The organism is Sediminibacterium sp. (genome assembly GCF_051861365.1).
GTDB lineage: Bacteria > Bacteroidota > Bacteroidia > Chitinophagales > Chitinophagaceae > Sediminibacterium.
Genome location: NZ_JBHYCW010000029.1, coordinates 1 through 19,291, shown reverse-complemented (window position 1 = coordinate 19,291; position 19,291 = coordinate 1). Strand labels below are relative to the sequence as shown.

The window sequence follows — 19,291 nt, the reverse complement described above, 5'->3', positions numbered from 1 at the left end:
CCAATTTGGTATTTCCTGCTTCTTTTTTCTCATTTCTTATTCCTTATTTCTTATTCTTTATTTCTTATTTTCTCCCATGTTTTCAATCCATCTACATCAAGTCATCATCCACGCCTACCATGGCCTTTATGCCGAAGAAAAGGTATTGGGTAATGACTTTCTGGTAGATGTATCGGTTGATTATCGTCCTTCCAAATATCCGATTACAAAGATTGAGGATACGATTGACTATGTTGCATTGCATGACTTAGTTCAAAAAAGAATGTCGATTGCTACGCCTTTATTGGAAACTGTAGCATCGGAGATCGCATTGGCCATTCTGGCACAATTTTCTCTAGCAGAAACAGTGACCATTGCGATCAAAAAACTACATCCGCCAATACCGGCTTTTCAGGGTTCAACGGGTGTTTCGCTGATCATTCACCGAAAAGATATTCAATGAAAAGAGCGCATATTGTACAACTGATGGGTTTTTGTTTGTTGATAGTGCAGTATTTCACAGTTCAGGCACAAGATATCAATTTACTATTCAAAGAAGCCTCCAATTTTGAAAGGGTACAAAAAGAAAATGAAGCTTTAGAGAAATACAAACTGGTGCTTACACAAGACCCGGCCAATCTAAAAGCCTTGGTAAAAGCAACAGAACTGAGTGCATCCATCGGAGGTAGGCAAGCAGATAAAAACAATAAACGCTTGTTTTATGAAACCGCATTATCGTATGCCAAAAGAGCTTGGCAAGCCGACAGCAATCATGCTGATGCCGCTTATGCCATGGCGATGATAGCAGGTAGGATGACCGATATCGAAACGGAGAATAAACAGATCGTTGCATTTGTTAAAGACATTAAGCTGTATGCTGATAAAGCTTTGACTATTAATCCTGATCACGCAAAAGCCAATTACACATTGGGTAAATGGCATTATGAAATGGTAACTTTATCGGGATTGAAAAAAGCGGCTGTAAAATTATTGTATGGTGGACTACCATCCGGTGATTTAGAAAAGGCCATTGTTCACATGGAGAAATGCAAAACTTTAGAACCCTATTTCGCTTTGAATTATTTAGATCTGGCAAAAGCATACAAAGAAGCCAGACAACCTGCAAAAGCAATCGAAGTACTCAATAAGCTGGTTAAATTGCCGGTGAGAACAGGAGATGATCCGGCGATCAAGGCAGAAGGAGCAAAAATGTTAGAAGCTATTCAATAAAATCTATAAAACAATCTCATGTCATTACTGGAACGTTTCACAACAGCTGTTGCCAATAGCAAAACATTATCTGAGAAGCCGGATAATGAAACTTTATTACAACTCTATTCACTGTACAAGCAAGCTACCGAGGGTGATAATACAGAAACCGGTCCATCAAATCCCTTTGATTTCGTTGCTAAATTCAAACATGAGGCCTGGGAAAAATTAAAAGGAATGACAAAAGAAACTGCCATGGAGCAATACGCAGCATTAGTAGAAAAATTAAAAGGCTAAAAAAAAGAGGAGATGTACAGCACATACATCTCCTCTTTCTCGTCTCTTATATCTTGTTTCTTTCTTGTTTCTTGTCCCTTGTCTCTTGTTTCTAATTTCTTATTTCTTATTTAATAAGGTATCCAATCCCAATACTCATATTGTTGAATGCAGTTCCCAATGCTCCTCCATAAATATTAAAAGCATTCGACTTGGTTTCATTCCCCGTACTGGAAGATGTTTTTCCATGATCAAAACGAATACCTGCCAAGGATCCCATATTGGCTGAAAACACCCATTTCTTTTTGGTCAGGTATACGATACCGATCGTTGCAGATGCACCGATACTGAAATTATTGGCCTTATTCGCTATCTGATTGTTATTCTTGGATTCAAAACGTGCAATGGTGGTTCCAAAACTAAAAGGAAAACTAAGGTATACCCTTTGTGCAAGTGGCGTTAAAATAGTGTGCCCAAAACCAATGCCAATTGCATTTCGAATCTGCTTGTTCTCAATATTACTGGCAGGATTTTGCTTGGTAACATTATGATTGAAAGTCAAGGTCAAACTATTGAACTTTCTATCCGATCTAAATTTAGATGCTGATATACTAAATCCGGTACCAAAATTTGAATTAGAAGCAGCAGAACTGACGCTACTAGTCTTATTTGTTGATAAATCTATAAATCCGGTTAATAATCTATCATTTTTTTGAAACTGTGCATAACCGATCAAGGAAACCAGTAACAAAGGAAGTACTACTAATTTTCTCATGTTTAGTTTTTTTCAAAGAAAAGAAAATTATTACCAACGCTGCATGAATAAATGGGTTTAACAAGAGATTAAACCTCTATTACAGTTGTTGCTTTTTCCATCTTCCACTTCGCATATACCAGAATGAAGGTATAAATAGGGTAGTCCAATACAACATTTCACTTGCCCATCCCCATTCGATAAACCATTGAAGTTTCTCGAGTACGGTATAGACATATAAACAATACAGAACGATGGCGGCAATCTCACTATACAGATTCACTTTTGTATTACCTGTACCCGTTACTGCATTCAACCAAATAACAGATACCGACATAAATACAAGTGCCACAGACACAATACGCATCACCGGAATAGCAGCTGCAATAAAATCTTCTCCTTGACCATACACAGATAAGAAACTATGCGGGAACAAATTCAATACGGTACATACAAATACCGCAAACCCCACACTCCATAACATAATTTTCTTAACCAACTCCGTTACCCTTTCTTGTTTGCCTTGTCCGATGACATTACTCACCATACTATTCGCAGTAGCCCCAAATGCCCAGGTAAAACAGCCAAAGAATCCAAAAATATTCCGCATGGTATTCGAAATGGCCAGATCCCTGGCACCATGATGTTCAATTAAGATATAAAAGAACTCCCAGCTGATAATACTGATGGCAAACTGTAGAATTACGGGAAAGGATATGCGTAAAATCAATCGGATATTATTCCAGTCATATTTTGTGTTTTGAAACAGACTCAGGTTCTTGCCAATACCTTTTGCCTGAATGACAAAGAAGATCACGAATAATCCTGCCACTTCAGAAATAATAGAGGCATAAGCAGCACCGTTGAAGCCTAATTCCGGAAGCCCGAGTTTGCCATAGATAAATCCATAATCAAAATAAACATTGGTAATGGCTTCTGTTGCGGTACCAATGATCAAGTAGCGACTCTGGTTGGTGCCCACCAACAAGGCATTGCGCATTTGATAGACATACAAAAAGGGTAGACCTAAAATACGAATATTCAAAAAAGATACGGCCATATCCACCCGTTCCTGATCTTGTAAAGCATATTGAAACAATAGCGGTGCAAAAAACCAAGTGACCAATATCCCCAATAAAGCCAATACCAATGAAATCCGTATACCCTGAAAAAACAAACTACCAATTTGATCGATTCGATTCTCACCGGCCCTACGTGAGATCAAAGCTTGTAAGCCATTATTCAGTCCTTGTCCAATCACCGCAAAAATCAAATAATACACACCGGTGATTCCTGCCACCCCCAATTCCTGTTGACCTAAGCCACTCAGGAAAATATTATTGGTGATAAAATTGATCTGTGGAACAATGATGGAAGCGGTAATGGGTAAGGCAATAGTCAATATCTGCCGATGGCTGATTGATACCTGTAAATTCATATTGCTTTTTCCGATTTCCATAAATGCGGGCAAAGCTACAATATTAACCAGTGCACAAATCAGTGGCTTTTTTTATATCATTGCAATCAATATCGATTGTATGGCAAGAAAAACAATGGCATTCTATCCACCAACACCGTTGGTTATGTCCCCGAAAGATCAACTTCGGGTGGAGATAGGTCCTTTGTACGTAGCTTGTTCTATTGCTGATCAACATACCATTCACGCATTTGAATTTTTTGTACTCGACAACGATATCAATGACTGGAGTGATGTTTTCTTTGAGATCAAAAACAACTCCATCTTACTGGATAAATATTCCGGCAACGTACATCTATGTTACAATTTCCGGGAAGCATTGATCATCCCGGTTGAAAAAATGAATACTGCTGCGGCAACAGATTTTTTATCCATGGTATTTGGAGAATCGAATAGACATGAACAGAAACATGATAAACTAGCCGATGCTAAAAATATGGTCAATTGCTATCGCATCAGAAAGACCATCTTAGACCAGGCAGTCAGACATTTTCATTTGTTTCAAGGACATCATATCTACACGGAAATTTTAAATTCACTTTTTGCAAGACCCGATTTACCTGATACAATACTACATATTCAAGTATATCCTCAATCTTTCATTGCTGTATTGATGATAAAAGGGCAGTTGCATTTCATTCAGTCTTACAGCTTTGAAACTTCTGCAGACCTTTGCTTTTATCTCTTATCCATACTCAAAGAGCATGACCTGAGAGCGGAAGATACCCATATTGAAATGAGTGGATTTATTGAGCCACATGGTGAATTACACCAACATTTACAACAATTATTCCCCAAACGATCGTTCAGCAATCTTTCTGAATCAGCACTGATTCCTGAGATGCTTGAATCATATCATGCCCATTATTTTACCCCGTTCTTTAATCCGATTGTATGAGAATTATTTCCGGAAAATGGGGGGGGCAGGAGGATCAGTCCACCCGCCCAAATGCCACATACCCGACCCACTACTGATATAGCCAAAGAAGGGTTATTCAATATCCTTCAAAACAGGATGGATTTTGAAGGCATCGAATCTTTGGATTTATTTGGAGGCACCGGCTGCATCAGTTACGAACTGGCATCACGCGGTGCAGCGCAATTAACCCTTGTAGAAAAAGACCCCATCATGCATGCATTCATCAAAAAGAACGCAGAAATGTTAGGGATGGAAAACTATAAGGTATTGAAGATGGATGTATTTGCGTATTTGCAATCCTGTGAAGAAGACTTCGATTTCATTTTTGCAGGTCCTCCTTACGCCTTGGGAACCATCGATGAATTACCCAAGCTAATTGTCTCCAAAAAAATGATCCGTAAAGGCGGCTTTTTTGTACTGGAACACACACCGCGAAACAATTATGAAAAATTTGAAGGCTTTAGCTTTCAACGAAATTATGGGACTACTTTGTTTTCGTTTTTTTTGAGTAGTCCATAGTCCATAGTTTTAGTGTCAGAAAGAATATTTTATACCTTATGTTCCATCGAATAACTTTAATTAAAGTATAATAAAATAAACCCCATGGACTATGGTCTATTGACCATGGACTACCACCAATGAACCGCCCCATCTTCATAACAGGTATCGGAACTGAAATCGGCAAAACGGTGGTATCGGCCATTGTAACCGAGGCATTAGAAGCTGATTATTGGAAACCGGTACAAGCCGGATTTGAAACAGGTACGGATGCACAAAGGGTGCAACAATTGGTAACGAATACAACTACCATCATTCATCCGGAAATCTATTGTTTACAAATGCCGGCTTCTCCACATATCGCTGCAAGAGCTGAACAAATCATTATTGATATTGATATCATACAAGAAAAAGCAAAGCAACTGTTGAGCGAAAAACCCGATCGCATATTAGTGATAGAAGGTGCCGGGGGATTATTGGTACCACTGAACGATCAACAATCGATTGCTGATCTGATTCTTTCCTTGAATGCGCGAGTCATTCTGGTGAGCAGAAATTATTTAGGCAGCATCAATCACTCTCGTTTAACGGCAGCTTACTGTAAACAAGTAGGTATCGATGTGATGGGCTGGATCTTCAATGATCAATACCTCGACTATGAAGATGAAATCGTAACATGGAGTGGCTTTCCTTCTTTGGGTTCTGTGCCTTATCTTTCTGAGGTGAATCCAACATTCATTCAGCAGCAAGCAGGAAATATCCGTAGTAACTTGCATCGCTATTTATAACAGATCAACATGACAAAAGACGCATTGAGAAAGATCTATAAAGCCAAACGAAAAGAGTTGGACGGACATGATCGTTTGCGTATGGATGATTTGATGTTGATACAATTTCAGCAATTCGATTTCAGCAGTATTCAAACTTTATTAACTTATTGGCCTATATCCGGACAAGCAGAACCCAATACGCATTTGTTTTCAGGATATTTAAGACATATGGTACCGGGATTGAACATTGCATATCCGGTGTCTGATCAGGAAACAGGTACCATGACAGCGCATTTGATTGATGAAGACACTGTGTATACCGTCAATAACTGGGGGATTACAGAACCACCGGCAACAGCACCATTACAGCCTACCGATATCGACCTAATTTTTGTACCCATGCTTATTTGCGATGTCCAAGGATACAGGGTAGGCTATGGCAAAGGATTCTATGACCGTTACCTGCAACAATGCCGAACAGATGCCATTACCATCGGTTTTAGTTATTTTGATCCCATCCCATTGCTCACTGACACCCACGAATTTGACGTACCTTTGAACTACTGTATCACGCCGAACGAGGTCTATGAATTTTAATACGATATTTCTTACTTCTTTTAGGGTTCTTTTATTGCCGATTGCGTTGCTGTATGGACTCATTATCCGTATTCGTAATTGGATGTTTGATCAACAATACCTCAAATCTGCTTCCTTTAATTTCCCTTTGATCTGTGTAGGTAATTTGGCGGTAGGCGGCACTGGCAAATCACCGATGGTAGAATATCTTTTGTATTTATTATCACCTCAATTCAAAGTAGGTACGCTGAGTAGGGGATATAAAAGAAAAACAAAAGGATATGCATTGGCCAATCCTACAACAACGGCATTGGAGATAGGTGATGAACCCATGTTATTCCACATGAAGTTTCCGCAAATACCCGTAGCAGTAGGTGAGGAAAGATTGGTAGCCATACCACAATTATTACAAGATGTCCCCGATCTGCAAGCCATCATTCTGGATGACGCTTTTCAGCATCGCTCTGTCAAAGCAGGATTTAATATTCTACTGACAGAATACAGTAATATCTATGTAAACGATTTCTTTTTGCCTACCGGTGATTTGCGTGATGAAAGAAGGTCTGCCAAAAGAGCCAATATTATTGTGGTTACCAAATGTCCGGCAGATCTTTCATCTGAGCGAAAACAACAGATCATTCGCAACCTGAAACCCCGCGCAGATCAAAAAGTATTTTTTACGAGGATTGCGTATGGGGTACCTTATCATATTTTCAATTATGAAGATGAATGGTTATTAACCCCAAGAGTAGAGGTATTACTGGTATGTGGTATTGCCAATCCAAAACCGTTGAAAGAATACCTGCATGAATGCACCCATACTTACTATCAACAAGACTATTCAGATCATCATATTTTCTCCATTGATGATCTGAATGAGATCAAAGAAAAATTTGATCGTATTCACGCCAGAGACAAAATCATTCTGACAACAGAAAAAGATGCAGTTCGTTTGTTAAAATTCAGGGATGAATTAGCAACCTTACCGATGTATGTGCTACCCATACGACATGATTTTTTGTTTGGAGAAGGTGAACAATTTAATCGAATGGTTACTGATTTTATCAGGAACTTTAGGTACAAGCCTATATCATGAGTAAGAAAACATCGAAGCAAAAGAAACAGAAGCAAAAACAAAAATCTGTAACGGCACAATTACTAAAAGGTAAACTCGAAGTAACCCGTTCAGGTATGGGATATGTGGTCATCGATAATGGCAGTGGTGATGTACTGGTTCGTCCGGGCGACTTCATGAATGCCCTCAATGGAGATGTAGTTCGTGTAAAAGTGGTGCGTGAAAACGGAAGAACCGGTAAGAAAGAAGGAAAGATTACCGAAGTAATCAGCCGAAGACAAACTGAATTCATTGGATACATACAACTCTCTACCAATTTTGCGTTTTTCGTTCCTGATACGGATAAACCGATGCCGGATCTTTTTATTCCATTGACATCCTTGAATGGTGCTAAAAATAAAGACCGAGTAGTAGCTCGATTGGTCAAATGGGAGAAAGAAGATAAAAAACCCGTTGGCGAAGTCGTGAGTGTAATGCAACCCGAAGATGAGAACGATGCAGCCATGAAGGAATTACTGGCACAAGCCGGTTTCCCGCTGTTTTTCCCGGAAGATGTATTGGAAGAAGCAGAACGATTACCCGATGTACTGGATTCAGAAGAGATCAAAAAAAGAAAAGACTGCAGAGAGATTCGCACATTTACCATCGACCCTGTAGATGCCAAAGATTTTGATGATGCCATTTCTATTCGAAAATTAGCCAATGGCATTTACGAAATCGGTGTTCATATTGCCGACGTCAGCTATTATGTTCATCCGGAAACAGAATTGGATGAAGAAGCGTATAAGAGAGCCACATCCGTTTACTTGCCTGATAGGGTGAACCCAATGTTACCGGAACGAATCTCCAATGAACTGTGTTCGCTCAGACCTCATGAAGATAAATTTACTTTCTCCGCCATTTTTCAAATGAATGCTAAAGGAGAGATCAAACAATATTGGTTAGGTAGAACGGTGATTCATTCTGATCATCGCTTTACTTATGAAGATGTTCAAGAGATCATTGAAACCAAGGAAGGAAAATTTGCAGAAGATATTTTACTATTGAATGATTTTGCACAGAAAATGCGAAAGAAGCGCTTCAGTAAAGGTGCTATCAATTTCTCTTCGCAGGAAGTGCGTTTTAAGTTAGATGAAAAGGGAAAACCGGTAGGAATTGTTGTAAAAGAAAGTAAAGAAGCACACCAACTGATTGAAGAATTCATGTTGTTGGCCAATCGTACCGTTGCAGAGAATATTTCCAAAATACAGATCAATAAAAAGCAGATCCCATTCCCATATCGCGTGCATGACCAACCGGATGCAGAAAGATTGGCTCCTTTTATGGAGTTCGCAAAAAAGTATGGTCATAAATTTGATCTAAGCTCACCTGAATCTATTGCTGCAAGTTTTAATCAAATGCTGGCAGATGCTAAAGGAAAACCTGAGCAGCATGTGTTGGAGCAATTGGGTATACGTACCATGGCAAAAGCCGTGTATACGACCGAGAATATTGGTCACTACGGATTGGCTTTTGAATTTTACTGTCACTTTACTTCTCCCATCCGAAGATATCCCGATGTATTGGTACACCGTGTACTGGAAACCGTGCTACAAGGGAAACCAATGATCGATAAAAAAATGGAAGAGAAGTGTAAACATAGCAGCGACAGAGAAAGAGCCGCTATGGAATGCGAACGTGCAGGTAATAAATACAAACAAGTAGAGTACATGCGCGATTATCTCGGAGAAAGTTTTGAAGGGGTAGTGAGCGGTGTTGCCAGTTTTGGATTCTGGGTAGAAACTGTTGAACACAAGTGTGAAGGACTGGTAAGTTTGATTGGACTGAGTGATTATGATGATTTCAGATTGGTGGAAAGTGATTATAGCTTGGTTGGACGAAGAAGTGGCAGAACCTTCCGCATGGGTGATAAAGTAACCATTCGGGTAGTGGCAGCGAATCTTGAAAAAAGACAATTGGATTATGAATGGGTGATGGAAGGCAAAAGTGAAAAGTCAAAAGTCAAAAGTGAAAAGGAGACGGGTAAAAGGAAAAAAAAGTAAAATAGAGATAGGCTCAGTCCTCTACTTCATGAAATAGGATTCCTTCTTTTGCCAGTAAAGATAATACAGGTGCATAAATAGAAGGAATGATCGGAATATGCAGTCCTTTTTCAGGTAAAGCTTTTTCGGCTATCAATATAGCTGCGATGCCCAATGGCAATCCAACTGTTTTCGCCATGGCTGTGCGTAAATGATCTTCGCCTTTGACCACCAGACTGCTTTTGACGGTTTTATATTGACCATTCAGCTCATATTCAATCTCATGCAACATCACGATCATGTCTTTATCCTGCGGCTCCAATATCCAGGATGATTCCATTCTCCATTGAAGAATATCTGCAGCAGTACATATCCCTTTATGGATCGGCTGTTCACTATTCAAACCCAAACTGAGTAGCATTGCCTGAATATGTGCATCAGATGATAATTGTTCCGGTGTAACAGACAAACGGTGTTGTTGTAGATGTTGTTGGAGAAAATCAGACATCCGCAAAGTACTTGTATCGTAAGTTACAATTTCATCCGTGAGTTTCAGGTCAACGATGGTAGTCCAACCTTTGCAGAAATCTGAATGCCGCAGCGTTGTTCGGATGAATGTTGAACAATCTTGTAAATCGTATTTTGGAATATAACTCAGAGAATCTCTGTTGGCATAGTAGGCCAATTCACCAAGATCAGGGATGGTTACATTTCCGGATGCACGGAACAACTGTTCATAAGACAATGCCTGTTCTTCACCGTTTTTCAGAAATACGGCACCGGCCTTGCCTGCCAGTACTACATTACGAGGATTCCAACTGATTTTATAATGCCAAGGATTATTATCGCTTTCAGGAGCTACCAATCCACCACAATGTGATAAGAAAGAATGGATCTTTCCACCCTTGGCTTTAATGGCATGGATCAATTGCATCGCGCTCATGTGGTCGATACCGGGATCCAATCCCATCTCACACAAAAACAACAATTCCTTATCAGCAATTTGCTGTTGCAATGCTTTGATTTGATCATCGACATAAGAAGCAGTGAGTAAATGTTTTCCGAGATCCAAGCAGTCTAGGGCCACATGATAATGAAGAGCCGGTGGCATTAAAGAGATCACCACATCTGCAGCAGCGATCAATGATCTTCTTTTTTCGGTATCGGTAATATCCAGTTGAACCGCATGGGTATGCATTTCAGTGCCCAACTTTTGAAGAACGGTCTCTATATCTGCATCTGCCACAGTTAGTTTCCATTGTCTGCGTCGGGTTTCGCGTTTGAGGTAATCAATCAAGACAGTAGATGATTTACCGGCACCAAAAACAAGGATATGAGGAGGTGGAAATGACATGCCGCAAGCTAAGTAGAAATAATGAATAGAAAATGTTGCCACTGTCCAAAGGACTCCTTCGGAGAAGGCACTGAAATGCACAGAAAGCGGAATCAAATACGAGGTTTACTTGGGATCAAAAAAAATCAACTCAATTCTGTAACTAAAGCAGGATAGGTTCGTTCAACTTAAAAAATCCTACATGAAACAAGCGATCACCTTATTCGTTTCGTTACTGATGCTGACCGGAACGATTCTTGCCCAAAAAACCATTCGCGATGCCAATGCACAGAGTCGCAATGGACTCAAAAATTTCCATGCGGTACAGGTATCCAATGGTATTGACCTGTATCTCACACAATCATCCGAAGAAGCGGTAGCAGTAAGTGCTGTTTCTGATGAGTATCGTGATAAGATCATCACGGAAGTGGTAGATGGGGTATTGAAGATTTACTACGAAAAAAAAGATGGTTGGAACTGGGGTTCTAATACCGGCAATAAAAAATTAAAAGCCTATGTATCCGTGAAAAATCTGGATAAGTTGGGTGCTTCAGGTGGTTCTGACGTGTCTTTAGAGACCGTGATCAGAAGCAATAAACTCAGTATCTCTATTTCCGGTGGTTCAGACCTTAGGGGAGAGATTCAATGCGATGAATTAAGTCTGTCAGCCAGCGGTGGCAGCGATGCTACCATTAAAGGTAAAGCTGCTCAGGTGAAGATTACTGCATCAGGAGGAAGTGATGTAGAAGGGTATGGGTTGATTACGGATGTATGCAGAGTGGTTTCCAGTGGAGGTAGTGATGTTAGCATTACCGCAAATAAGCAAATGGATGCCACTGCATCCGGCGGTAGCGATATCCATTACAAGGGGAATGCTACGGCTACGACTTCCAAAAGCGGTAGTTCAGACATCAGAAAAGTGACCAACTAAGTCTCTTGCATATAAGGTAATAGAAGAACAAAACACCCTAGTTTTCCCATCGCCAGGAGCCATGGAAAAACAGGGTGTTTTTTTATGCAGCTTTGTGGATAAAACTGCTTAAAAAACAGCCATTTCAGCCCTTTTTTCCCACCTAAAAAAACTATCTTCGCCATCCCGGATTTATGGGTGCTAACATCCACCGGGAAGAACTCAAAAATACGTACGAGAAAAGCGAACATGGAAGAAAATCTGCTACCCGAACAGACGAGCGATAACGACCGCATTATACAGGTCAATATTGAAGAACAAATGAAAACAGCCTACATCGATTATTCGATGTCGGTGATCGTTGGTCGTGCCCTACCTGATGCCAGGGATGGTTTTAAACCGGTACATCGCAGGGTTTTATATGCGATGAATGAACTGGGGAATAACAGCAACAAGCCCTACAAAAAATCTGCCCGTATTGTGGGTGAAGTGATGGGTAAATACCACCCGCATGGCGACTCATCCATCTATGATACATTGGTGCGTATGGCACAGGATTGGACCATGCGTTATACGCTGGTAGATGGACAGGGTAACTTTGGTAACCAGGATGGTGATCCACCGGCGGCTATGCGTTATACAGAAGCCCGTTTACAGAAAGTGGCAGAAGCCATGCTGGATGATATTGAAAAAGAGACGGTTGATTTTCAACTGAATTTCGATGACTCTTTACAAGAACCTACCGTTCTTCCTTCCCGTATTCCTCAACTCTTGGTGAATGGTTCATCCGGTATTGCCGTAGGTATGGCTACCAATATGATGCCGCATAACCTCGGTGAAGTGGTGGATGGATGCGTGGCATTTATTGACAACAGAGAGATCACAGGAGAAGAACTGATACAATACGTAAAAGCCCCTGATTTCCCAACGGGAGGTGTGATCTATGGCATGGAAGGTGTAAAACAGGCTTTACTTACCGGAAGAGGAAGAGTTGTGGTGCGTGGTAAATGTCATGTGGATACTAAACAAAGCGGTCGTGAGCAGATCGTAATCACGGAAGTTCCTTATCAGGTAAACCGAGATCAATTAACAGATCGTATTGGACAATTGGTGAATGATAAGACTGTTGAAGGCATTGCACATGTCAACAATGAAAGTAACAAACGCGAAGGAACCAGAATTGTACTGGATTTGAAGCGTGATGCAGTAGCGCAAGTGGTCATTAACCAATTGTACAAATACACTGAATTACAAACCAGCTACGGTATCAACAACGTAGCACTATCCAAAGGCAAACCTAAGATCATGAACCTGCGCGATTTGATCGCTGAGTTCATTGATTTCAGGATGGATGTAGTCATCCGCAGAGCCAAATTCGATTTGCGTAAAGCAGAAGAGCGTGCGCATATCTTGGAAGGATACCTGAAAGCATTGGATCATTTGGATGAAGTGATCACCCTGATCCGTGCCAGCAGAACACCGGATGAAGCCAAAGAAAGTCTGATCAGCAAGAGTAAAGAGGCCAAATGGTTACTCAAACAAGACCTCTTCACAGATCTTTCCAACGAATTATACAAACAGGAAGAAGGTTTATCTGAAGCACAGGCAAAAGCGATTCTGGAACTGCGTTTACAGCGTTTGACCGGTATGGAAAGAGAGAAAATCATTGAAGAATTCAATGGTTTGATCAATACCATCAAAGACTTAAAAGCATTATTGGGAAGTGAAGCACTACGTTATGACCTGATCAAAAAAGAATTGATCGAGATCAAAGAGCAATTTGGAGATGCGCGTAAGAGTGAGATTCAATACCTCGCTGATGAGATGCGTATTGAGGATCTCATTGAAGAAGAAGATGTAGTGATTACCATTTCACATTTGGGTTATATCAAAAGAACATCCGCATCTGAATACCGCCAACAAAAACGTGGTGGAAGAGGAGCTGTGGGTTCTAAAACACGTGAAGAAGATTTTGTAGAACATCTATTTGTCGCTTCTACCCATGACACGATGCTATTCTTCACAGAAAAAGGGCGCTGTTACTGGATGCGTGTATACGAAATACCCGAAGGAGAAAAGCAAAGCAAAGGAAGAGCCATTCAAAACCTGATACAATTACCGGGTGACGATAAGGTGAAAGCCATTATTGATGTAAAAAATCTGGCCGATAAAGATTTTGTACAGCAACATTATATTGTACTTTGTACCAAGAAAGGAATCATTAAAAAGACTTCTTTGGAAGATTTCAGTCGCCCTAGAGCCAATGGTGTGAATGCCATTACCATTATGGAAGGCGATGAATTACTGGAAGCAAGGATGACCGATGGCAAATCTGAGATCATGCTGGCGGTGAAAAGTGGTAGAGCCATTCGTTTTGAGGAAGAGAAGGTACGCGCAACAGGTAGAGGTGCCATTGGCGTTGCGGGTATTGAGGTAGATGATGAGAAAGATGAAGTAATTGGCATGATCTGTGTAAACAAGGAGGATACTACCCGAACCATTTTGGTAGTAAGTGAAAAAGGCTTTGGAAAAAGAACACCGATCGATGAATACCGTATCACCAATCGAGGTGGAAAAGGGGTGAAAACGATCCATGTTACAGACAAAACAGGAAGTTTAGTTGGCATCCTCTATGTAACTGAAAAAGAAGACCTTATCATCACTTGTAAATCCGGTATCACGATTCGTACCAGCATCAGTGAGATCCGTGAAGCCGGTAGGGCCACACAGGGTGTGAAACTGATCAGGATCGATGAAGGAGATGAGATTGCTGCCATTTCACAGATTGAAGATGATGATGAGGATGCATCATCGGAAATACCTGGTGAAACAACAGAAAACGAAAACCCTGCAACAGACAATAACGATTCAACCACTAACGAAAACCAAGTTTAAAAACCTCCCGTTATGAAGAAGCTATTCATGCTTTCCATCTTTGCTGCAACACTGCAGTTTGTTACCGCACAGGATTATAAAAAGGTACAAAATGCAATAATTTTAGGCAGGGTGGAAGATGCAAAAACAGAGATCGATAAATTAGCTGCGGATCCAAAAGCCCAAGCAAAGGCAGAGACGTATATGTTCAAAGGCAAAATCTATGCTGCGATCTTTAAAACACCTGAACTCAGTGCCAAATATGCCAATGCCGGAGCAGAGGCAGAAGCGGCTTTGAAGAAATACCAGGAAATGGATCCTACCTATGCTATCGCAAAAGAGAAAGATGGTCTCGGCGCCTATTTCGATATGTATTTTGGTTTTATTACAAGAGGAACCGGTAGTTTCAATGATAAAGATTGGGCAAATGCAGGTGAAAATTTTGCAACTGCTATCCGTTATATCGATCAAATCATCGAGAATAAATGGACCAGCAATAACCTGAAAATGGATACCACATCCATCCTCTATGCCGCTTATGCTTTCCAAAATGCCAAAAAATTAGAAACTGCTGCTGGATATTACCAGCGTTTGGCTGACAATAAAATAAGCGACACCAATTTTGTAGATGTGTATCGTTTTTTATTGGATTATTATTCCAGCAGCCAAAAAGATGAGGTAAAATTCAAAAAGAACCTTGCCTTGGCTAATGAAGTATTTCCTGATAAAAGTAAAGAGTGGGAATACTATGAGATGGATTTACTCGAGTCATACGATCTGAAAACAAAAACAGAAATGTATGACAAAGAAGATGCAGCGGGAACTTTGACTGAAAATAAATACCTGTTATTTGGAGAATCGTTTGCCAATGCTAAGAATAAAGATGACTTGGATAGCGCTACTGCAGTTAAGTATAGCAACAAATCGATTGAAGCATTTAAAAAAGCATTCGCTAAGAACAGCAATAATGCCATTGCAGCCTTCAACGTAGGTGTTGTGAGTTACAATACTTTTGCTACGCTGGATGATCTGGTGCGCGACAATATTCGTTCCGTTCAAAGGATCAATGCAGAGAAACCTGTTGAAAAAGATCCTAAGAAAAAAGCGGCAGTAGAAGCCAAAGCAAAAGCTGAATCTGAACCTTATCTAAAAGCCAATGCAGCATTAGAACCCTCTATTACCCAACAAGTAGATCAGGCAATAGAATGGTTACAGAAAGCTTACGCTATCTTAAAAGATAAAAGCAGCAGAACCAATAACGAAAAAAGTGTGATCAATCGTACGGTTGACTGGTTAGCCAATTTGTACGCTTATAAGCGCGATAGAGCCAGAGGTAAAGACAATGCAGCATTTGATGCTTTTGAAGCGAAATACAAAGAGTTTGATGCATTACACAACAAGTTCTAAAGTGTAAAGCCCAAGAAATATTGAAAAGAGGCTGTATCAAAATTCCGATACAGCCTCTTTTTATTCGGGTACCTGATGGAGAAAGTTTTCATTTAGGCGATTCTCAAAGCCTTCTTTTTACTTTTGAGACTTCCTCATTTTATTTGCCCTATAGAACCAGTATATTTAAGAGTACGTAAATACCTGTATATGAAATCATCCATCACCATTGCAGTATTGGCACTATTCAGTTCTCTGAGTGCTTGTCAGAGCTCTTCCAGCAAAAACACAGAAGTTCCGCTTACGGGCGAACCAACACTGAAAACCAATATCATAGTGAACAACAGAGAGGTCATTTGGGGAATGGATTTTCTGCCCAACGGGGATCTGTTATTCACAGAGAAAAAAGGTACCATCGCGCGATATACCACCGGTGGCACTATACAAGAAATATCGGGCGTACCAGCCGGCATCCTTAGCAATGGACAAGGTGGTTTATTGGATATCAAAGTCCACCCAAATTATGCCAACAATGGATGGATCTATATTTCCTACGCTGCTTCAGAATCAGGAGTGAATGGTGCAGTTTTAAAGCTCACACGATGTAAACTCAATGGTAATACCATCACCAATACAGAAACCATTTTTCAAACCAAAACAGCCAATACTTGGTACGGACATTTTGGTAGTCGTATCATTTTTGACAAAGCCGGAATGCTCTATCTGAGCGTAGGAGAGGGCGGCTCTACCAGTTATGGCGGTGTAGGCAGCGGGAACATGAATGCACAGGATACCAAAAGTGATTGGGGAAAAGTACATCGAATGACAGATGACGGAAAAGTACCCGCCGATAATCCAGTACTCCCGGGAAATTCAACAGCAACGACAGTGTTCTCTTACGGACATCGCAATCCACAGGGTATGACTTATGATGCGATCAATAATCGCATCTGGGAAAATGAACACGGTCCAATGGGTGGTGATGAGATCAATTTGGTGGAGAAAGGAAAAAACTATGGATGGCCCTTGGTGAGTTATGGAAAAAACTACGATGGCGTAGCTGTCTCATCCAATCCCACTGCGAATGGTATTACAGATCCTTTGAAATATTGGGTTCCCTCCATCGCTCCGAGTGGATTGGCAGTGATCACCAGCGATAAATTCAAATCCTGGAAAGGAAACCTGTTGACCGGTTCTCTCAATTCAAGTCATGTAAACAGAGCTGTATTAGAAGGCAACACTATTACCAAAGATGAAAGAATACTCGACGGTATCGGCCGTGTCCGCAATGTAAAACAAGGTCCCGATGGCGCTATTTATGTAGCTGTTGAAGGACCGGGGAGGATTATTCGGGTAACAGGGGAATAAGTTTGATTTTTTGATCTTTGATTTTTTGATTTGGATAAATTCTGATTTAAATCAAAAAATCAAAGATCAAAAAATCACAGATCAACAATACGCCATGACCCATAAGCTATTCGCTAACATTCTACTCTCCAAACGGTAAAAACTTCTCATCCTGAATTTCTTTAAGAACGGGAGCGTGGTGGTTGAGTGTTTGTCCGTTTATAACGATTTCATATTTCCGGAGATATGCTTGCATCATGTGGGTAGCAGTGAATTGATCCATCACCCGTTCATGACAACGTTTACGATCATATTGTGGGATGTTTTGTAAGGCCTGTACCAGCTCTTTTTTACTGGCAGATAAATAACCAACATCCTTTGTAACGATCTCAGACAAAGAACCATAAGGTGTGCCGAAAACCGGACAACCAAAATATAAACTCTCGGTAATCGCCAATCCAAAAGGCTCATGCCAACGAACGGGAAATAACATGGCTGCAGATCGTCGAAGGATCTGATTTTTTTCTTCTCCACCCTTCATACCATGAAAATGAACATGGGTATCGAATGTGAGACGAACACCTTGATTGAAATTGAACCGATGTCCCCCGATGACCTGTAATGGCCATTTGGCTTTTCTGGATATATCAATAGCACCTTGTACATTTTTAACACGCCAAGCAGCATCACCTAAGAAATGAATATAGGAGCGAGGTCCCGCAAGAGCAGGATCACCATAATCATCCGGATCAATACCATTGCAAACAAATGACTCACTGCAAAAACGTTCTGCATGGTTGCGGGACACAAAAACAGTGTTCACCGGCAAAGGAACTTGTTCATTCATGTTTCCATGCATGGTCATGAGATGGGGAAGAAGCGGCGTTTCATTAACTGTATGATTCAAGTGAATGATATCAATGCCTATGTCTTTGGGTACTTGCTGATTGAAAGGCTGTGCAGGATCAAATGGATACACTTCTGCAAATGGACAACTGGAGCCCGGCGCTACCAGATAAGAAACTTGGTGTCCGGCTTTTACCAATGCTTTCCCCAACCACCAAATCACACGTTCAGTCCCGCCATATTTCAAAGCGGGGATGGCAGTGTTGTTGACGATGAGGATATGCATAGGATGTAAAAATACGGAAGGGATGGGAGATGGGAGATTTCTGATGTCTGATGTGAAAAGTGAAAGGATTTTTTTTTGGAGTGATTTTTTTACCACGGAGGTAACACAGAGTTTGTGGTTATATTATAAAGCAAGTATTAATCACACAAAATCGTACCGTATTATCCGTAAAACTTGATGTAGAGAATAGATGAGTGAAGAAGTTGATTCATTTTTGTTTCCATACGAGGTTTTATATGGAGCAAAGAAAACCAAGGAAAAGAATTCCTTTGAAAAAAGTAACTGAAAAGATCCTATTGCATGACCCACTTTCATTGATGGCCAATAAAGCTTCTATTCAAGCCAGGAAAGCAGCTGAACATCAAGAGCTGGTTCTAATAGAGATTTGGTTTGATAAACATTATTATAATAGGTATCAACATGGAGATGAATCAGGCAAAAGAAATGGAATTGATCCCGATTTAGTAAAAGAGATAATTATTCAATCCATTTCATGGCTTATATCCTGTTCCGGGAGGTATAAATTTTTTAGATTTTTGAATGCTGATAAAGAAAATGATCCCTATCATCGAATTGTGTTGCAGAAAAATACTAAAGAAGGGTTACTAAATATTGTTACAGAATTCCATTGGATAACACTGAGAAGATACGAAGTGACGGTAAAAACAGCTATGGTAACTGTAGGCTCCCCCAAAAAGTTGTCCATTCTTGGTTAGAGTTAACGGGAAAAAGCTTGTTAATTTTAAACTTTGAAA

General features: G+C 40.4%; 19 protein-coding genes. 14 read left to right on the top strand and 5 right to left on the bottom strand.

What is annotated here, in order from left to right; genetic code table 11:
- Positions 1-76: 76 nt before the first annotated feature.
- Genes ACTIEV_RS12435 through ACTIEV_RS12425 form a run of 3 tightly spaced genes read left to right on the top strand, consistent with a single transcriptional unit; the run spans position 77 to position 1,485 of the window.
- Positions 77-442, top strand: a complete 366-nt coding sequence (locus tag ACTIEV_RS12435) for a dihydroneopterin aldolase (RefSeq protein WP_322196712.1) — start codon at positions 77-79, stop codon at positions 440-442.
- Positions 439-1,209: a hypothetical protein gene (locus ACTIEV_RS12430; protein WP_322196713.1), complete on the top strand. Its 771-nt coding sequence runs from the start codon at positions 439-441 to the stop codon at positions 1,207-1,209. Before ACTIEV_RS12435 ends, ACTIEV_RS12430 begins: the two co-directional genes overlap by 4 nt.
- A gap of 18 nt (positions 1,210-1,227) precedes the next feature.
- Complete coding sequence (locus tag ACTIEV_RS12425; protein WP_322196714.1) at positions 1,228-1,485, top strand: acyl-CoA-binding protein; 258 nt, start codon at positions 1,228-1,230, stop codon at positions 1,483-1,485.
- Positions 1,486-1,591: 106 nt separating this feature from the next.
- Here ACTIEV_RS12425 and ACTIEV_RS12420 read toward each other — a convergent pair whose 3' ends face one another.
- Positions 1,592-2,239 (bottom strand): hypothetical protein, encoded by a 648-nt coding sequence (locus ACTIEV_RS12420; protein WP_322196715.1) that lies wholly within the window; start codon positions 2,237-2,239, stop codon positions 1,592-1,594.
- A 79-nt stretch (positions 2,240-2,318) separates the two neighbouring features.
- A complete protein-coding gene (locus tag ACTIEV_RS12415) occupies positions 2,319-3,677 on the bottom strand; it encodes an MATE family efflux transporter (RefSeq protein ID WP_439516586.1) in 1,359 nt (452 codons plus the stop codon).
- 79 nt (positions 3,678-3,756) lie between these two features.
- On the opposite strand from ACTIEV_RS12415, the gene ACTIEV_RS12410 reads away from it, so the two are divergent.
- From ACTIEV_RS12410 to rnr, 6 genes are all read left to right on the top strand, one after another.
- Positions 3,757-4,593, top strand: a complete 837-nt coding sequence (locus ACTIEV_RS12410; RefSeq protein WP_322196717.1) for a DUF3822 family protein — start codon at positions 3,757-3,759, stop codon at positions 4,591-4,593.
- Between the two features lie 51 nt (positions 4,594-4,644).
- On the top strand, positions 4,645-5,133 hold the full coding sequence (locus tag ACTIEV_RS12405; protein ID WP_439516585.1) for an RsmD family RNA methyltransferase: 489 nt from the start codon (positions 4,645-4,647) through the stop codon (positions 5,131-5,133).
- Between the two features lie 119 nt (positions 5,134-5,252).
- Positions 5,253-5,900, top strand: coding sequence for a dethiobiotin synthase (bioD, locus tag ACTIEV_RS12400; protein ID WP_322196719.1), 648 nt, complete (start codon positions 5,253-5,255; stop codon positions 5,898-5,900).
- 9 nt (positions 5,901-5,909) lie between these two features.
- Positions 5,910-6,479 (top strand): 5-formyltetrahydrofolate cyclo-ligase, encoded by a 570-nt coding sequence (locus ACTIEV_RS12395; protein ID WP_322196720.1) that lies wholly within the window; start codon positions 5,910-5,912, stop codon positions 6,477-6,479.
- On the top strand, positions 6,469-7,554 hold the full coding sequence (lpxK, locus tag ACTIEV_RS12390; protein WP_322196721.1) for a tetraacyldisaccharide 4'-kinase: 1,086 nt from the start codon (positions 6,469-6,471) through the stop codon (positions 7,552-7,554). Before ACTIEV_RS12395 ends, lpxK begins: the two co-directional genes overlap by 11 nt.
- On the top strand, positions 7,551-9,575 hold the full coding sequence (rnr, locus tag ACTIEV_RS12385) for a ribonuclease R (RefSeq protein WP_322196722.1): 2,025 nt from the start codon (positions 7,551-7,553) through the stop codon (positions 9,573-9,575). The genes lpxK and rnr overlap by 4 nt, the downstream gene beginning before the upstream one ends.
- Positions 9,576-9,588: 13 nt before the next feature.
- On the opposite strand, the gene ACTIEV_RS12380 is transcribed toward rnr, so the two are convergent.
- Positions 9,589-10,908: a saccharopine dehydrogenase C-terminal domain-containing protein gene (locus tag ACTIEV_RS12380; protein WP_322196723.1), complete on the bottom strand. Its 1,320-nt coding sequence runs from the start codon at positions 10,906-10,908 to the stop codon at positions 9,589-9,591.
- 181 nt (positions 10,909-11,089) lie between these two features.
- Between ACTIEV_RS12380 and ACTIEV_RS12375 the strand changes: the two genes are divergently transcribed.
- Positions 11,090-11,818, top strand: coding sequence for a head GIN domain-containing protein (locus ACTIEV_RS12375; protein ID WP_322196724.1), 729 nt, complete (start codon positions 11,090-11,092; stop codon positions 11,816-11,818).
- Here the strand turns inward: ACTIEV_RS12375 and ACTIEV_RS12370 are convergent.
- Entirely contained in the window at positions 11,815-12,048 is a 234-nt protein-coding gene (locus ACTIEV_RS12370; RefSeq protein WP_439516584.1) for a hypothetical protein, read from the bottom strand. The two genes, ACTIEV_RS12375 and ACTIEV_RS12370, sit on opposite strands and share 4 nt — an antisense overlap.
- On the opposite strand from ACTIEV_RS12370, the gene gyrA reads away from it, so the two are divergent.
- From gyrA to ACTIEV_RS12355, 3 genes are all read left to right on the top strand, one after another.
- On the top strand, positions 12,047-14,692 hold the full coding sequence (gene gyrA / locus ACTIEV_RS12365) for a DNA gyrase subunit A (RefSeq protein WP_322196725.1): 2,646 nt from the start codon (positions 12,047-12,049) through the stop codon (positions 14,690-14,692). The two genes, ACTIEV_RS12370 and gyrA, sit on opposite strands and share 2 nt — an antisense overlap.
- A 12-nt stretch (positions 14,693-14,704) precedes the next feature.
- The gene (locus ACTIEV_RS12360) at positions 14,705-16,078 is read left to right on the top strand and encodes a hypothetical protein (protein ID WP_322196726.1); all 1,374 of its coding nucleotides are present in this window, start codon (positions 14,705-14,707) and stop codon (positions 16,076-16,078) included.
- A gap of 189 nt (positions 16,079-16,267) precedes the next feature.
- A complete protein-coding gene (locus tag ACTIEV_RS12355; RefSeq protein WP_322196727.1) occupies positions 16,268-17,425 on the top strand; it encodes a PQQ-dependent sugar dehydrogenase in 1,158 nt (385 codons plus the stop codon).
- Between the two features lie 121 nt (positions 17,426-17,546).
- Here the strand turns inward: ACTIEV_RS12355 and ACTIEV_RS12350 are convergent, their stop codons facing one another.
- Entirely contained in the window at positions 17,547-18,536 is a 990-nt protein-coding gene (locus ACTIEV_RS12350) for a glycosyltransferase (RefSeq protein ID WP_322196728.1), read from the bottom strand.
- 269 nt (positions 18,537-18,805) lie between these two features.
- Between ACTIEV_RS12350 and ACTIEV_RS12345 the strand changes: the two genes are divergently transcribed.
- Positions 18,806-19,252, top strand: coding sequence for a hypothetical protein (locus ACTIEV_RS12345; RefSeq protein ID WP_322196729.1), 447 nt, complete (start codon positions 18,806-18,808; stop codon positions 19,250-19,252).
- Positions 19,253-19,291: the final 39 nt, after the last annotated feature.

Excerpts from the sequence above, each read along its gene's own strand:
- ACTIEV_RS12350 (WP_322196728.1), bottom strand. The coding sequence starts at position 18,536 with ATGCATATCCTCATCGTCAACAACACTGCCATCCCCGCTTTGAAATAT.
- bioD (WP_322196719.1), top strand. The coding sequence starts at position 5,253 with ATGAACCGCCCCATCTTCATAACAGGTATCGGAACTGAAATCGGCAAA.
- ACTIEV_RS12410 (WP_322196717.1), top strand. The coding sequence starts at position 3,757 with ATGGCAAGAAAAACAATGGCATTCTATCCACCAACACCGTTGGTTATG.
- ACTIEV_RS12420 (WP_322196715.1), bottom strand. The coding sequence starts at position 2,239 with ATGAGAAAATTAGTAGTACTTCCTTTGTTACTGGTTTCCTTGATCGGT.
- ACTIEV_RS12375 (WP_322196724.1), top strand. The coding sequence starts at position 11,090 with ATGAAACAAGCGATCACCTTATTCGTTTCGTTACTGATGCTGACCGGA.
- lpxK (WP_322196721.1), top strand. The coding sequence starts at position 6,469 with ATGAATTTTAATACGATATTTCTTACTTCTTTTAGGGTTCTTTTATTG.
- ACTIEV_RS12425 (WP_322196714.1), top strand. The coding sequence starts at position 1,228 with ATGTCATTACTGGAACGTTTCACAACAGCTGTTGCCAATAGCAAAACA.
- ACTIEV_RS12435 (WP_322196712.1), top strand. The coding sequence starts at position 77 with ATGTTTTCAATCCATCTACATCAAGTCATCATCCACGCCTACCATGGC.
- ACTIEV_RS12355 (WP_322196727.1), top strand. The coding sequence starts at position 16,268 with ATGAAATCATCCATCACCATTGCAGTATTGGCACTATTCAGTTCTCTG.
- rnr (WP_322196722.1), top strand. The coding sequence starts at position 7,551 with ATGAGTAAGAAAACATCGAAGCAAAAGAAACAGAAGCAAAAACAAAAA.
- ACTIEV_RS12415 (WP_439516586.1), bottom strand. The coding sequence starts at position 3,677 with ATGGAAATCGGAAAAAGCAATATGAATTTACAGGTATCAATCAGCCAT.
- ACTIEV_RS12395 (WP_322196720.1), top strand. The coding sequence starts at position 5,910 with ATGACAAAAGACGCATTGAGAAAGATCTATAAAGCCAAACGAAAAGAG.
- ACTIEV_RS12370 (WP_439516584.1), bottom strand. The coding sequence starts at position 12,048 with ATGTTCGCTTTTCTCGTACGTATTTTTGAGTTCTTCCCGGTGGATGTT.
- ACTIEV_RS12430 (WP_322196713.1), top strand. The coding sequence starts at position 439 with ATGAAAAGAGCGCATATTGTACAACTGATGGGTTTTTGTTTGTTGATA.
- gyrA (WP_322196725.1), top strand. The coding sequence starts at position 12,047 with ATGGAAGAAAATCTGCTACCCGAACAGACGAGCGATAACGACCGCATT.
- ACTIEV_RS12360 (WP_322196726.1), top strand. The coding sequence starts at position 14,705 with ATGAAGAAGCTATTCATGCTTTCCATCTTTGCTGCAACACTGCAGTTT.
- ACTIEV_RS12405 (WP_439516585.1), top strand. The coding sequence starts at position 4,645 with ATGCCACATACCCGACCCACTACTGATATAGCCAAAGAAGGGTTATTC.
- ACTIEV_RS12380 (WP_322196723.1), bottom strand. The coding sequence starts at position 10,908 with ATGTCATTTCCACCTCCTCATATCCTTGTTTTTGGTGCCGGTAAATCA.